Annotated in this window: 13 protein-coding genes and 1 other annotated feature; of the genes, 11 read left to right on the top strand and 2 right to left on the bottom strand. The window is 46.8% G+C overall.

Annotated features, from left to right (window positions below):
* The first annotated feature begins 3 nt into the window (after positions 1-3).
* From tsaB to MHH60_RS24750, 4 genes are all read left to right on the top strand, one after another.
* Positions 4-834, top strand: a complete 831-nt coding sequence (gene tsaB, locus MHH60_RS24735; RefSeq protein WP_076137215.1) for a tRNA (adenosine(37)-N6)-threonylcarbamoyltransferase complex dimerization subunit type 1 TsaB — start codon at positions 4-6, stop codon at positions 832-834.
* The gene (gene rimI, locus MHH60_RS24740) at positions 831-1,355 is read left to right on the top strand and encodes a ribosomal protein S18-alanine N-acetyltransferase (RefSeq protein ID WP_036676521.1); all 525 of its coding nucleotides are present in this window, start codon (positions 831-833) and stop codon (positions 1,353-1,355) included. Before tsaB ends, rimI begins: the two co-directional genes overlap by 4 nt.
* Entirely contained in the window at positions 1,352-2,401 is a 1,050-nt protein-coding gene (gene tsaD / locus MHH60_RS24745) for a tRNA (adenosine(37)-N6)-threonylcarbamoyltransferase complex transferase subunit TsaD (RefSeq protein WP_076099403.1), read from the top strand. Before rimI ends, tsaD begins: the two co-directional genes overlap by 4 nt.
* A 390-nt stretch (positions 2,402-2,791) precedes the next feature.
* Positions 2,792-3,072, top strand: a binding site (T-box leader).
* 236 nt (positions 3,073-3,308) lie between these two features.
* Positions 3,309-4,844, top strand: a complete 1,536-nt coding sequence (locus MHH60_RS24750; RefSeq protein WP_036676518.1) for a 2-isopropylmalate synthase — start codon at positions 3,309-3,311, stop codon at positions 4,842-4,844.
* A gap of 406 nt (positions 4,845-5,250) precedes the next feature.
* On the opposite strand, the gene MHH60_RS24755 is transcribed toward MHH60_RS24750, so the two are convergent.
* Positions 5,251-7,191: an ABC-F family ATP-binding cassette domain-containing protein gene (locus MHH60_RS24755; protein ID WP_076129226.1), complete on the bottom strand. Its 1,941-nt coding sequence runs from the start codon at positions 7,189-7,191 to the stop codon at positions 5,251-5,253.
* Positions 7,192-7,435: 244 nt separating this feature from the next.
* Between MHH60_RS24755 and MHH60_RS24760 the strand changes: the two genes are divergently transcribed.
* The 7 genes from MHH60_RS24760 (at position 7,436) to groL (ending at position 12,912) form a co-directional block, all read left to right on the top strand.
* Positions 7,436-8,071: a 5-formyltetrahydrofolate cyclo-ligase gene (locus MHH60_RS24760; protein WP_076137219.1), complete on the top strand. Its 636-nt coding sequence runs from the start codon at positions 7,436-7,438 to the stop codon at positions 8,069-8,071.
* Positions 8,072-8,074: 3 nt separating this feature from the next.
* Positions 8,075-8,545, top strand: coding sequence for a cyclic pyranopterin monophosphate synthase MoaC (gene moaC, locus MHH60_RS24765; RefSeq protein ID WP_076099399.1), 471 nt, complete (start codon positions 8,075-8,077; stop codon positions 8,543-8,545).
* A gap of 85 nt (positions 8,546-8,630) precedes the next feature.
* Positions 8,631-9,116 carry a MogA/MoaB family molybdenum cofactor biosynthesis protein gene (locus tag MHH60_RS24770; RefSeq protein WP_036676512.1) on the top strand — a complete coding sequence of 162 codons (486 nt, stop codon included), beginning with the start codon at positions 8,631-8,633 and terminating at the stop codon, positions 9,114-9,116.
* 139 nt (positions 9,117-9,255) lie between these two features.
* A complete protein-coding gene (locus MHH60_RS24775; protein WP_036676510.1) occupies positions 9,256-9,498 on the top strand; it encodes a twin-arginine translocase TatA/TatE family subunit in 243 nt (80 codons plus the stop codon).
* Positions 9,499-9,641: 143 nt separating this feature from the next.
* Positions 9,642-10,409: a twin-arginine translocase subunit TatC gene (tatC, locus tag MHH60_RS24780; protein ID WP_076099398.1), complete on the top strand. Its 768-nt coding sequence runs from the start codon at positions 9,642-9,644 to the stop codon at positions 10,407-10,409.
* A 511-nt stretch (positions 10,410-10,920) separates the two neighbouring features.
* Positions 10,921-11,202 carry a co-chaperone GroES gene (groES, locus tag MHH60_RS24785; RefSeq protein WP_036676506.1) on the top strand — a complete coding sequence of 94 codons (282 nt, stop codon included), beginning with the start codon at positions 10,921-10,923 and terminating at the stop codon, positions 11,200-11,202.
* A gap of 78 nt (positions 11,203-11,280) precedes the next feature.
* Positions 11,281-12,912 carry a chaperonin GroEL gene (gene groL, locus MHH60_RS24790; RefSeq protein ID WP_036676504.1) on the top strand — a complete coding sequence of 544 codons (1,632 nt, stop codon included), beginning with the start codon at positions 11,281-11,283 and terminating at the stop codon, positions 12,910-12,912.
* A 137-nt stretch (positions 12,913-13,049) separates the two neighbouring features.
* Here the strand turns inward: groL and MHH60_RS24795 are convergent, their stop codons facing one another.
* A complete protein-coding gene (locus MHH60_RS24795) occupies positions 13,050-14,027 on the bottom strand; it encodes a tRNA dihydrouridine synthase (protein WP_036676503.1) in 978 nt (325 codons plus the stop codon).
* Positions 14,028-14,187: the final 160 nt, after the last annotated feature.

The following is a 14,187-nucleotide window of genomic DNA, read 5'->3' on the forward strand; positions in this document are numbered from 1 at the left end:
AAAATGACGAACGAGAATACTGAGCCGCGCAAGCGGCTTTTAGCGCTGGATACATCAACTGCCGTATTGGGGGTTGCAGTGACCGAGAATGGAGAATTATTGCATGAAATTAATGCTTCCGGTGAACGGAATCATTCGGTGCATTTGCTGCCGATTATAGAGCAGGCGCTGCAAGCTTCGGGAACAAACGTTGCTAATCTGGGCGGGATTGCGGTTGGTGTGGGCCCGGGATCTTATACGGGAACACGGATCGCGGTTACCGCTGCCAAAACACTGGCTTGGGCATGGAATGTCCCGGTAGTTGGTATTTCGAGCCTGCATGCTGTGGCATGGGGTGGGCATGAAACAGCCCTTAAGAATAAGACGACAGCAGAGTCAGGACAAGCCACTGCGAACAGTGGCTACGGTCCAGACTGGATCATTCCACTGATGGATGCGCGTCGGGGACAGGTCTACACAGGATTATTCGCAGCGGATGGGAATAGTTCTCTTAGCCGCCTTGAACCAGATGCCATCCGGTTGATGGCTGACTGGGTGGAGTACTTGGCAGAACGTTTACAACAGGCTTCAGCTGAAGGAACTAAACCAGCTATTCTATGGTTTGTTGGAGAAACCGCTGTACATGGCAGCGAAGAATCACTACATCCACTGGCGGAACTCGGCACTTCTGTAGCTGTTCCATATGAGCTGGAGGGCCGCTGGACAGGCTTCCTTGGTGAAGCCCGGCTGCAAGTAGAGAATGATGATATTCATAGCTTGATCCCTAACTATACTCAGATTTCGGAAGCGGAGGCCAATCTGCGGTTAAGTAGTAAAGGAGGCTTAAAACGATGACGGAAGTGGAATCATTGAGAGCACAAGAGGCTGACCTTGTTTTTCGTCTGATGAAGCTGGAGGATATTCCGGACATTCTTATTATTGAGCGCGAAGCCTTTACCATGCCGTGGACGGAGGAAGCTTTCCGGAATGAGCTGACGCATAATCATTTTGCTAAATACATGGTCATGGAGCTGGCGGGTCATATCATTGGCTATGCTGGAATGTGGGCTATCGTGGATGAGGCGCATGTGACGAATATTGCCTTACTCGAAGCTTATCGTGGACGTAAATGGGGGGAGCGCCTGTTGGAGGAGTTAATGAATACTGCCTCTTACGTAGGCATGAAATCTATTACGCTTGAGGTGCGGGTATCCAACGAGGTAGCTCAGAATTTATATCGTAAAAAAGGCTTTCGTTCTGCCGGTACGCGCAAAGGATATTATTCCGATAATCGCGAGGATGCACTCATTATGTGGGCGGATCTACCGGAGTATAAGGAGCATGGCTATTTGGAAGGAAGCGTGGACTTGAAATGAAGACAGAAACGGGCGCAGCTCAACCTGTACTAATACTTGCTATAGAGACCAGTTGTGATGAAACCTCGGTGGCCGTGGTCAAAAACGGATCAGAAGTGTTATCCAACATCATCTCGAGTCAAATAGAGACACATCGTGCTTTTGGTGGCGTGGTGCCAGAAGTGGCTTCCCGTAAACATGTGGAGGTAATTACGCTCGTAATCGAGGAAGCGCTCGCCAAGGCAGGCGTTACACCCGAACAATTGACTGCGGTAGCGGTGACTCAAGGCCCGGGTTTGGTGGGAGCTTTACTGGTCGGGGTAGTAGCAGCTAAAAGCCTTGCTCTTGCATGGGGCAAGCCGTTAATTGGCACGCATCATATTGCAGGCCACATCTATGCTAACCGCCTAGTTGCAGAGTTGCAGTATCCTTGTATGACACTAGTGGTGTCAGGTGGACATACTGAACTGGTTCATATGGAGCGTGAGGGTGAATTTCGAATTATCGGCCGTACGCGTGATGATGCTGTAGGTGAGGCCTATGATAAAGTGGCTCGGGCGCTAGGGTTCCCTTATCCCGGCGGACCCCATGTAGATCGCCTCGCACGCGAAGCAACGGAAGTTGTTGCATTGCCGCGGGTATGGCTGGAGCCGAACTCTTATGATTTCAGTTTCAGCGGTCTAAAATCGGCGGTGCTGAATGTGGTGAATCAGAGCAAAATGAAAGGTCTTGAACCCAATGTGGCAGGTATTGCCCGGGGGTTCCAAGAATCCGTAGTAGAAGTACTGGTGGAAAAGGCGGTACGTGCCGTTAAAGCCACTAACTCCAGACAGTTATTGCTCTGTGGGGGAGTCGCTGCTAATGGCGGACTCCGCTCGGCATTAATTTCACGCTGTGAAACGGAGGGCATTGAACTTATTATTCCTCCACCGGTGTATTGCACGGATAATGCGGCGATGATTGGAGCGGCTGCATACGTGAAGTGGCAGCATGACGGAGGAATACCGCTGGATATGGTTGCTGACCCTGGATTCTCACTGGAACAATGGTCTGTATCTGCCTATTGACATCATTTGGAGCTAACGAGTATAATCAGTTCAATTAAACAAGGCAAACGCGATGAGCGGAAGTAGTAAGGATACTCTGGGATAAGAGAACTGCGGGTAGGTGCAACGCAGTCGAAGGAGTCCTGAACTCGTCTGGGAGCGGAGCGGTGGAAGCATTACTGGCAATTGTCGCCGGAACGTTTGTACATCGTTTACGGGTAACCTCCGTGATAGGGTGGTCTAGTACCTAACATACTGGACCGTAGAGTGGATGTTCAATTGGAATCGGCAGGAACTTAGCTGATACAGAGCATCAACAAGAGTGGTACCGCGAAGGTTAACAGCCTGTCGTCTCTTGAATGAGATGGCAGGCTTTTTTGTATGGATTTAGAGTGGTGAATAATTTATATAATACACGCTAAGAACGGGAGTAGTAGAGTTTGACGGTGAACAGAGAGCTGCGGGTTGGTGCGACGCAGTCACCGGATTTCTTGAAGCTCGCCCGGGAGCGGAGCGGCGGAACAAGAGTACGCTGCCTACGGCTGTCCTCGTTATCGGACCTTTCCGGATTTAAGCTGGCATGCCAGCTTGAACCGGGAAGAAGAGCTGGACGCAGCTTTAAGGCTTGTTATTAAGACAGCCGATGCGTCAAAAAGAGTGGTACCGCGGAGGGGTAACCCGCCGTCTCTTTATTAGAGACGGCGGGTTTTTGCGTTCTTGTAGAAAAAGTCCGGGGAATGGACTCATCGCTACATAAAACGCCAAAAGTGAACACTCTGCACATTGTGCAGAGATTCATTTGTTTCAGCTGCCGGCAGCAGTGGGTGGGAAATGAGCAGAACCGCAAGTCGACGTGTGGTTCTGCGCCGAAGCATAGGATAGAGATAAGGCATCCAATTACATGAAAACAAAACTAGGAGGAATTCAGATGATTATTCCAGTTAAGAAACGTATTCAAATTTTCGATACGACCCTGCGTGACGGTGAGCAGGCCCCTGGGGCTAGTCTGACTCCTGAACAAAAAATATTGTTGGCCTATAAGCTCGCTGATCTGGGTGTTGATGTAATGGAGCCGGGGTTCCCGGTATCGAGTCCTGGAGATTTTGCAGCGGTGCAGACGATTTCGCGTAAGGTGCGCAACGTGGAGATTTGTGGTTTCGCGCGGGCCGTAAAAGGAGACATCGATGCTGCAGTCCGGGCCACTCAAGACGCTGAACGTCGGCGGATTCACTTGTTCATCTCCTCTTCTGATATTCATTTGCAGCATCAACTGCGTATGAGCAGAGCTGAAGTCGTAGCTAAAGCGCGCGAGATGACGGCTTATGCGCGACAATTCTGTGATGTAGTTGAATTCACGGCCATGGACGCTGCGCGGACAGGGATTGATGATCTGATTGAAATGGTTGAAGCAGTTATAGAGGAAGGGGCCTCCATTATTAACCTGCCGGATACAGTAGGATACGCATTGCCACATGAATATGGCGAGATGTTCCGGAGAGTGCGGCAGGGAGCAAGAGGCGGCGGCAAGGTTAGCTATAGTGCCCACTGTCATAATGACTTGGGGCTGGCTGTAGCTAACAGTCTGGCAGCGATTGATGGAGGGGCGACTCAGATAGAAGTCACCGTGAATGGTGTAGGCGAGCGCACTGGGAACTGCGCACTGGAAGAGCTTGTTATGGCACTCGAAACCCGCGGCGATGCAATTGGTGCAGAAACAGGCATCGTGCTCGATAAACTGTATGATACTTCACGGCTGATTAGTGGAGCGATGCATTTCCCAATCGCCTATAACAAGCCGGTCGTCGGAAGAAATGCCTTCCAGCATGAATCCGGGATTCATCAGGATGGCCTGCTCAAGGATCGTAGTACCTATGAGATTATGGATCCCGAACGGCTGGGCATCCCCCGCAGCATGATCATTCTGGGCAAACATTCTGGCAGACATGCGCTGAAGGATCGGGCTGCGAAGTATGGAATAACGCTGGAGCCTGCGGAGTTGGATGCACTTTATGAGTCCTTTAAAGAGACCGCTGACCGTCAAAAGGTCGTAAGTGATGACCAGCTGCTGCAAATGGTAAGCAGTACAACTGGACAACAAGCTCAGGTCTATGAGTTGGGTGAGGTTCAGGTATTGGCGGGCAGTGCCCAGCGCCGTGTAGCTGCAGTTACGGTACGCCATCTGCAGACTGGCCGGGAAACGTCACATACCAGCACTGGTGAAGGTCCTCTTGAAGCGATTATCGCTGCTATTGGGCAAGGGATTGCTGAGGAGATTGACTTTGCAGGACTCGAGCTTCATTCGCTCGGAAGCGGAGAGAATGCGCAAGCAGAAGCAGCGGTGATGGTGGAGTGGGAGGGCCTTAAATTCAGAGGCACAGCCACTCATCAAGATATAATTATGGCGGCAGGCATCGCTTATATCGCAGCCTGTAATGCTGCCCTGCTCTCTACACAGATTGTCTAAAATACGACGTGCCCGCTGTCAGTTTAGGAGATAGCGGGTTCTTTTTTAGCAGAAAATCAGTTTTGTAAAATGGGGTTACGTCTTTTGTCAAGTTGTGGACAACGTTATCCACATATTCTGCCTGAGTTGTGTAAAAAGTGCGTAAAATCAGCAATAACGGCTTTTTTCAAAATGCTCTAATAAACAATTTTGTTAGCAATGAAACACTGTGAGAATTGTGGATAATGTGGATAAATCCGTGGATAATAATTCCTTTTCTTTGAAAATACCGATTTAACGCATAAAAAAGACCCCGAAGGGTCTTTTGAAGTAGGGAGTTATACACGAAACCTGTGTATAGAGCTGTGGATAACTATTTATGAACAAATCTAGAACGATGAAAAAATATTTATAAGGAGGATTTACATTATTCGTCAGCAAGGATTTCCCATTCGCTAAAGAAATCTGTCAGCTGAGATTTTTTGTTCTTCAGGTCCTCTTCATAACCTTGAAGTGCTAAATAATCCTGATAAACTTCAGGTTTAGTCATTTCATGCTCTATAAATACGATTGATTCTTCAAGTGAGGCGATGTTCTCCTCAAGCTCTGCGATACGCCGTTTGCGGTTACGCTCTTCACGCTTAGCCTGCTTGTCTGCTTCAAAAGAGGTTACAGCGCTTTTTTCAGGTACAGCAGCGTCCTTATTGACGTTTTTAGTAGCTAGTTCAGCGGCATCTTTTGCAATCTCTTCTAATTCTCGTTTCTTCTCGACATAGTCATCGTAGTTGCCGAGGTATTGGTCGATCCCTTCGGGATGCAGCTCCAGTACCCTTTCAGCCATCTTGTTCAAAAAATAACGGTCATGGGAGATGAACAGCAGGGTGCCTTCGAAATCAATTAAAGCAGATTCCAGAACCTCACGGCTGACCAGATCCAAATGGTTGGTAGGTTCATCGAGAATTAGCATATTTGCACCGCGGAGCATTAGTTTAGATAACGAAACCCGAGCTTTTTCGCCGCCGCTGAGTGCGGAAATCTTCTTAAGAACATCCTCTCCGCTAAAAAGGAAATTACCAAGGATCGTACGAATTCTGGCTTCCTCGATCATTGGATATTCACTCCACAGTTCTTCCATAACCGTATTTTGTGGATTAAGGCGGGTCTGTTCCTGATCATAATAAGCAATTTTTACTTTAGTGCCCCAATTCACCGTTCCAGCAGAAGGCTCACGGGTTCCGGTCATACACTGCAGCAGTGTGGATTTACCGATACCATTGGGACCGATCAGGGCAGCAGTCTCCCCGCGACGAAGCTCAAAAGAAGCGTCCTTGAATAAAGGTGAACCTTCATTAAAGGCAACCGCAACATTACGCACTTGAAGCACCTCTTTTCCAGACATGAAGTCTGGCTCAAAGGAGAAGCTAGCTTTCTTCAGATCGCCCATTGGACGATCTAGACGATCCATCTTCTCAAGCGCTTTGCGTCTGCTCTGCGCACGTTTTGTGGTGGAAGCCCGGACAATATTTTTCTGAACGAAATCCTCCATTCGAGAAATTTCATCCTGTTGCTTCTCATATTGCTTCATCCGTGCTTCATATTCGGCAGCCTTCAAATCTACATAACGACTGTAGTTACCCGTATAACGCCGGGACTGGTGCCGCTCGATCTCTACAATAGTGGTCACGAGCCGGTCTAGGAAATAACGGTCATGGGATACAACCAGAATCCCGCCAGCATAGCTGCGGAGGTAATCCTCCAGCCACGTTAACGTTTCGATATCCAGATGGTTAGTAGGCTCATCCAGCATCAGAAGATCTGGAGCCTGAAGCAAAATACGGGCCAGCGCGAGCCGGGTCTTTTGGCCTCCACTAAGGGTAGAAATGGGTGTATCTGGTGGGAAATCACTGAAGCCCATACCGTGTAGGACACTGCGAATCCGTGTATTCATTTCATAGCCGCCGTGGTCCTTGAACCAATCCGAGCGCCGCGCATACCGTTCAAGCAGTTCTTCGTACCGCTTGGGGTCTTCCGCGAGCTTGGGATCAGCAATACTCACTTCTAACTCTCTCAGCTCAGTTTCGGCTTCGATCAGCGGAGCGAAGACCGCCATCATTTCTTCATGAATGGTTTTGTCAGATTGAAGTCCGCTATTCTGAGCTAAATATCCGATTGTTGTTTCTTTTGATTTATGAATTTGACCGCTGTCATAAGACATCTCACCGGCCAGAATTTGTAGAAAAGTTGATTTGCCGGCACCATTCACACCCACTAGCCCGACACGTTCCTTTTCATTTACCTGTAGGCTTATGCCATCCAGTACGTTCTGTATACCATATGATTTAGTAATTCCTGTCGCTTGAAGAAGCATAACGATGAAACCTCCACCCTTGCATATTTCGCCTTGGTATTTATCCCTCAGCCGTATGAACAACTTATTCTATAGTTTACATGAAAAGCGTTTCCCAAGCGAGGGTTCGATCTAATGTAAGGAGGGAATAACGACCTAGTCCGATAACACAGTTCTATCCACCTTGGCGAACCGGGGAGAAGAGTGGTAAACTGGATTTACAAACAAGGATAAGCTAGGGATGAATAAGAGGGGGAGGCCGACAATGTCCAGCGAGGAGTCGGAGATCTCCAAAGTAAAGCAACAATTACGAGCGGAGAAGACCATCGCCCGAAACGAGCTGTCTTCGGACCAGAGAAGTAAACTATCATCTGAAGTCTGCCACTATGCATTGGAGTGGCTGGAGACGAAGGGTATAACTTCACTAATGGCCTATGTGTCTTTTCGTTCAGAGCTTGATACCCGCCCACTTATCACACAGGCGTGGAAAGATCAGCGTAAGGTGCTGTTGCCGCGTGTAATTCCAGCAAGCGGTGAAATGAGTGTCCACGCGGTGAATGCATGGAGCGATTTAGAGCCGGGGGCTTATGGTATCCATGAACCTGTTGTCTCCAGCAGAGATTTATTAGAGATTGAAGAGATTAAGCTACCTGCTGTTGTGTTCGTACCAGGGCTAGCATTTGATCTTCAGGGCGGCAGACTTGGCTACGGTCGAGGATACTATGACCGGCTACGCGCGTCTTGGGAGAAAGCCGGGTACGTTAGCGCTCAGCCCCCGATATGGATCGGGTTAGCTTACGGCATGCAGTTGGTTCCAAGGGTGCCGATGGATGAGCATGACGCTTTAATGGACATGCTGATTACTGAAAATGGTATAGTGCACTGCCGAAAAGGAGAGTGAGCCATGGAATTGACCCATTTCAACGAGCAGGGAAGAGCTCGTATGGTGGATGTGAGTGAGAAGGAGATCACGAAGCGGACAGCTGTCGCGCGGAGTATGATCAAGATGGCTGCTGGAACGCTGAGCGCCATTAAGAGTGGCAAGATCAGCAAAGGTGATGTCCTTGCTGTTGCGCAGATCGCCGGGATTATGGCGGCTAAGAAGACGTCAGACTGGATTCCGATGTGCCACCCGCTGCCACTTACCGGTATTGATATCAGCTTCTCCGATAACAGCGAAGATGAACTTTATATAGAAGCAACAGTCCATACTACAGGAAAAACCGGAGTAGAGATGGAGGCCTTAACCGCTGTTTCTGCCTCAGCACTAACGGTGTACGACATGTGTAAGGCTATTCAGAAGGATATGATTATCGGACCGACGCTTCTGGTATCTAAGAGCGGGGGCAAGAACGGAGATTATGCGCTCAAATAAGTATCAGCTGCTTTTGTTCGAAGCGCTGATGCGAGCAGGCTGAACTGTACAGCCAACTATACATATAGAGAGGAAGGACAAACCTATGGCGTGGAAGACAGCAATCCTAACGGCCAGTGATAAAGGGGCCAGGGGCGAACGGGAAGACACGAGCGCCCAGGTTATTCGGGAGCTGGTGGAAGAGGAACTAGGTGGCGAGATCATTGAATATCGAATCGTTCCCGATGAACAAGATGAGATTATCGCAGCCTTGATTGAACTGACGGACTATTTTCAGGCAGATTTGGTACTGACCACCGGAGGCACAGATCTGGCAATTCGTGATGTGACCCCGGATGCTACTCGGCGAGTGGTAGAACGGGAAGTGCCTGGGCTCTCAGAAGCTATGCGCAGCACAGTGATGCAAAAAAACCGTGCAGCTATGCTTTTTCGTGGGATATGCGGCATTCGCGGTCGCACGTTGATTGTCAATTTACCTGGAACGCCGAAGGGTGTTCATGAGAATCTGGCAGCTATTATGGATCAATTACCGGAAGCACTACTCATGGTAACTGGCCAATACCGCCAATAACCCTTTGTCATCTTCTTGTCACGTCACAATGATAATCTATTTATAGAAGAAAGTGGATGTAACTGTGACATAAGTTATGGTATTATTAAATTAAAGTAAACGATACCATGAACGGACAGGTGGACAAGGAGGAATAATAATGTTTAGTGGAATTGGTACTCCTGGTATTATTTTGTTGGTCATACTGGCACTTCTGCTCTTTGGCCCAAATAAACTGCCAGAGCTAGGCCGTGCAGTTGGACGAACCTTCCGTGAATTTAAGGAAGGCGCGCGTGAAATCATCGGGGATAATGAACCGGTGAAGAAGAGCGAAGCTCCTGTGCCGACGGCCCCGCAAACGGTCGCTGCAGATATTCCTCAGGACAAACGCCTGCCGGAATAATAGAAGATCTTTCAATGGGGCAATCTCAGGAGTCTACTAGACTTGAGGAGACGCCCCTTTTTCTTTGCTTTCCGCAGCAACGGACACTGCTTTGAAGAAAGTTAGTGTTATCTTTTTTACTCTTGTCATGGGATGGTGTCTGGATGTCTCTGAAATCGGAAGAAATGTCGGTGGTGGATCATCTCACCGAGCTGCGCAAACGGATTATTTATGTGTTAATCGTATTTGTCCTTGGATTAATAGGCGGATTATTTTGTGCAAAGCCCATTTACGATTATTTGATTAGCACGGACCTGGCGCAAGGTTTTGTTCTGCATGCATTCTCATTCTGGGATGGCATTGGGATGTACATGAAGATCGCGATGGCCGTTTCGCTAGTGATTTCTGTCCCGTTTATTGCCTACCAGCTGTGGGCATTTATCAGTCCGGGCCTGCGGCCGGAGGAGCGGAGTGCGACACTTCGTTATGTTCCCTATGTGTTTATTCTTTTCCTTATCGGTCTTTCTTTTGCTTATTATATTGTTTTTCCAATGGCACTTTCGTTCACGATCTCAATTACCAGAAGCATGGGACTGGAAGAGACCTACGGGATTGCACAGTATTTTAACTTCATGTTCAGCCTGGTATTGCCGCTGGCCTTGCTGTTTGAACTTCCATTGCTGGTGATGTTTCTGACCAAACTAAGAGTTCTCAACCCGCTACGCTTGCGTAAAATGCGTCGGTACGCCTATTTCACGCTTGTTTTTATTGCTGTAGTTATCACGCCCCCGGATTTTATCTCAGACTTTCTAGTGACGATTCCACTGCTCATTTTGTATGAGTTCAGTGTATTTTTATCTGCATTTGTCTATCGCAAGCAACTTGCTGCGGACGCGGCACGGGATGAACGCTATGTTCAGAAGCAGGAGTGAGGAGAGAGGCTGCCGCTTAGTAGATTTTCTACGAATGTGGCAGCTTTTTGCTATAAGTTGATTTCATTAGTTGGATTGAATACACTTAATAAGTAATTGTTATCGATCGATCAGGATCATTAGATGCAATGGTTTAACCATTCTAGCAACGTTCATATCTATAAGGGGTGAGAGGAAGGCGCTGGAATCCTACGCATATTTTCAAAACCCGTGGATACAATGTAATAGAGTGTGTGCTTGGACAAGCAGTGAAACGTATTTTTTTGCGAAAACTAATACGAATTTGTGTAAAAAGACTTGAAATCCGGGCTCAAGTTGAGTATCATAAAAATTGTTGTTAGCACTGCACGCTGTTGAGTGCTAACGCTCTTGAAAAATAGGAGATGGGCTGGAGATTAGCAGGGTTCCATTGATATTTTTCAAGAACATCACAGAATTCTAAGTTTGACCGGTAAGTTCTAAACTATGTTTTGAAGCAAAATAACATAATTTTAAAGGAGGCTATTTTTTCATGATCAAACCATTAGGTGAACGCGTATTGGTGCTACCGAGCGAGCAGGAGGAAACAACTTCATTCGGGATTGTGCTTCCGGACTCCTCGAAAGAAAAGCCACAAGAAGGAACTATTATTGCAGTAGGCAGCGGAGCTTTGAAAGATGGAGTACGTGTAGCGCTTGAAGTTAAAGAAGGCGACCGTGTTCTTTTCTCAAAATATGCAGGTACAGAAATCAAATATGAAGGTAAAGAATATTTGATTATGAAAGAAAGCGACATTCACGCGATTCTTGACTAAGCAAGAGTCGATCATAAGCGAAATCTAAACTACTTAAAGTAATATGATATACAAAAAATTCTAGGAGGTAATTACACAATGGCTAAAGAAATTAAATTCAGTGAAGAAGCTCGCCGCTCTATGCTTCGTGGTGTAGATGCTCTGGCAAACGCGGTAAAAGTTACACTTGGACCAAAAGGCCGCAACGTGGTGCTTGAGAAGAAATTTGGTAGCCCACTCATCACTAACGATGGTGTAACGATCGCTAAAGAAATCGAACTTGAAGATGCATTCGAGAACATGGGTGCTCAACTGGTTAAAGAAGTTGCTACTAAGACTAATGATGTAGCCGGTGACGGTACTACAACTGCAACGGTTCTGGCTCAAGCTATGATCCGCGAAGGTCTGAAGAACGTAACTGCTGGTGCTAACCCAATGGTTATCCGCAAAGGTATCGACAAAGCGGTTCGTGCAGCTGTTGAAGAATTGCAAAAAATCGCTAAGCCTATCGAAGATTCTCAAGCTATCGCTCAAGTAGCTGCTATCTCTGCTGCTGACGATGAAGTAGGTCAATTGATCGCTGAAGCTATGGAAAAAGTAGGTAAAGACGGTGTTATCACTGTTGAAGAATCCCGTGGATTCGCTACTGAGCTTGAAGTAGTAGAAGGTATGCAATTCGACCGTGGTTACATTTCCCCATACATGATTACTGATACAGACAAAATGGAAGCTGTTTTGGAGAATCCATACATCTTGATCACTGATAAAAAAATCAGCAGCACTCAAGAAATCCTTCCATTGCTTGAAAAAATCGTTCAACAAGCTAGACCGCTTGTTATTATCGCTGAAGATATCGAAGGCGAAGCACAAGCTATGCTGATCGTGAACAAACTGCGTGGAACATTCAACGCTGTTGCTGTTAAAGCTCCTGGCTTTGGCGACCGCCGCGAAGCTATGCTGCAAGATATCGCTGCCCTGACTGGTGGCCAAGTGATCACTGAGAAGCTCGGTCTTGATCTGAAGAGCACTTCCATTGAACAACTGGGTAACGCACGTCAAGTACGCGTAACTAAAGAAAACACAACAATCGTAGACGGAAGCGGCGACAAAGCGGACATCAATGCACGCGTAAGCCAAATCCGTGCTCAACTGGAAGAAACAACTTCCGAGTTCGACAAAGAGAAATTGCAAGAGCGTCTGGCTAAATTGGCTGGCGGCGTAGCCGTTGTCAAAGTTGGCGCTGCAACTGAAACAGAACTTAAAGAGCGCAAACTTCGCATCGAAGATGCCCTGAACGCAACACGCGCAGCGGTTGAAGAAGGTATCGTATCCGGTGGGGGTACAGCTCTTGTGAACGTATATAACGCTGTTGCTGCTGTAGACGTAACTGGCGACGAAAAAACTGGCGTTAACATCGTGCTTCGCGCGTTGGAAGAGCCAATTCGCACCATCGCAGCTAACGCTGGTCAAGAAGGTTCCGTAATCGTGGACCGCTTGAAAAAAGAAGCAGTAGGTATCGGCTACAACGCTGCTACTGGTGAATGGGTGAACATGTTCGAAGCGGGTATCGTTGACCCTGCTAAAGTAACTCGTTCCGCGCTGCAAAATGCTGCATCCGTAGCGGCTATGTTCTTGACTACTGAAGCTGTTATCGCTGACAAGCCTGAGCCTGAAAAAGGCGGCGGCATGCCAGATATGGGCGGCATGGGTGGAATGGGCGGCATGATGTAAGGAAATCATTATCGAAGCAATTCGATGATGAGTTTCCTTGAGAGGAAACACCATTTGACCACATAGTACAAAAATGAGAGACCTTTCATAAGTTCATTGAACTTTTGAGAGGTCTCTCATTTTTTTGTGGGTATAATTTAATCTAATTCTTGCTCTAAAACAGTTTTTACTAACCGACGTACTTCATCAGTTGATCTTGTATCCATTAATTGGTTTCTTAGTTCACCTGCGCCTCTAAATCCACGAACATAGATTTTGAAAAAGCGAAGAAGTGGTTTAAATAAACGTGGCTCAAGTTCATTTGAATATTTATCGTGAAGATCCAACTGTAAAAGAAGTAAATTGAGAAAATCCTTCGCGCTGTGTTCTTTAGGTTCTTTTTCAAAGGCAAATGGATTGGTGAAAATACCGCGGCCAATCATGACTCCATCAACGCCGTATTGTTCTACTAATTTTAATCCTGTTGCGCGGTCAGGAATATCTCCATTAATAGTTAACAACGTATTTGGAGCAATTTCATCGCGTAATTTTTTTATTTCAGGGATTAGTTCCCAGTGTGCCTCTACTTTACTCATCTCTTTTTTTGTACGAAGGTGAATGGAAAGGTTCGCAATATCTTGTTTCAATATATGTCCTAGCCAATCGCGCCACTCGTCAACATCAGAGTAACCCAATCTTGTTTTAACACTAACCGGCAATCCACCTGCTTTTGCTGCTTGAATAATTTCTGCTGCTACTTCAGGATGTTTTATTAATCCAGCACCTTTTCCATTCGAAGCGACGTTTTGTGCCGGGCATCCCATGTTTAAATCGATACCACGAAAACCAAGTTTTTTCATATCAATACTCATCTGTTCAAAAAATACGGGTTTATCACCCCAAATATGAGCGACAATCGGTTGCTCATCTTCTGTGAACGTTAATCGACCACGTACGCTGTCTTTTCCTACAGGGTGACAATAGCTTTCTGTATTTGTGAATTCTGTGAAAAATACGTCGGGTTTTGCAGCTTCACTAACGACGTGACGAAATACAACATCTGTGACATCTTCCATGGGTGCTAATATAAAAAACGGCTTCGGTAAATCAAGCCAAAAGTTTTGTTCGTTACTCATATTATCTCCTCTTGTTGTAATATATAAAAACGATATAAGGATAGCAAAGACCTATACCCATCATACATAGTATCATTTTTTTTCGTTTGATGCACAGAATCCATGATGTGTGAATGTTCGTCCATGGCTATTTGTTTATAATCTGTTTATTGATACTTGT

Source organism: Paenibacillus sp. FSL H7-0716 (assembly GCF_038002705.1).
In the GTDB taxonomy this organism is placed as follows: Bacteria; Bacillota; Bacilli; order Paenibacillales; family Paenibacillaceae; genus Paenibacillus_AQ; species Paenibacillus_AQ odorifer.

Excerpts from the sequence above, each read along its gene's own strand:
- tsaB (WP_076137215.1), top strand. The coding sequence starts at position 4 with ATGACGAACGAGAATACTGAGCCGCGCAAGCGGCTTTTAGCGCTGGAT.
- rimI (WP_036676521.1), top strand. The coding sequence starts at position 831 with ATGACGGAAGTGGAATCATTGAGAGCACAAGAGGCTGACCTTGTTTTT.
- tsaD (WP_076099403.1), top strand. The coding sequence starts at position 1,352 with ATGAAGACAGAAACGGGCGCAGCTCAACCTGTACTAATACTTGCTATA.
- MHH60_RS24750 (WP_036676518.1), top strand. The coding sequence starts at position 3,309 with ATGATTATTCCAGTTAAGAAACGTATTCAAATTTTCGATACGACCCTG.
- MHH60_RS24755 (WP_076129226.1), bottom strand. The coding sequence starts at position 7,191 with ATGCTTCTTCAAGCGACAGGAATTACTAAATCATATGGTATACAGAAC.
- MHH60_RS24760 (WP_076137219.1), top strand. The coding sequence starts at position 7,436 with ATGTCCAGCGAGGAGTCGGAGATCTCCAAAGTAAAGCAACAATTACGA.
- moaC (WP_076099399.1), top strand. The coding sequence starts at position 8,075 with ATGGAATTGACCCATTTCAACGAGCAGGGAAGAGCTCGTATGGTGGAT.
- MHH60_RS24770 (WP_036676512.1), top strand. The coding sequence starts at position 8,631 with ATGGCGTGGAAGACAGCAATCCTAACGGCCAGTGATAAAGGGGCCAGG.
- MHH60_RS24775 (WP_036676510.1), top strand. The coding sequence starts at position 9,256 with ATGTTTAGTGGAATTGGTACTCCTGGTATTATTTTGTTGGTCATACTG.
- tatC (WP_076099398.1), top strand. The coding sequence starts at position 9,642 with ATGTCTCTGAAATCGGAAGAAATGTCGGTGGTGGATCATCTCACCGAG.
- groES (WP_036676506.1), top strand. The coding sequence starts at position 10,921 with ATGATCAAACCATTAGGTGAACGCGTATTGGTGCTACCGAGCGAGCAG.
- groL (WP_036676504.1), top strand. The coding sequence starts at position 11,281 with ATGGCTAAAGAAATTAAATTCAGTGAAGAAGCTCGCCGCTCTATGCTT.
- MHH60_RS24795 (WP_036676503.1), bottom strand. The coding sequence starts at position 14,027 with ATGAGTAACGAACAAAACTTTTGGCTTGATTTACCGAAGCCGTTTTTT.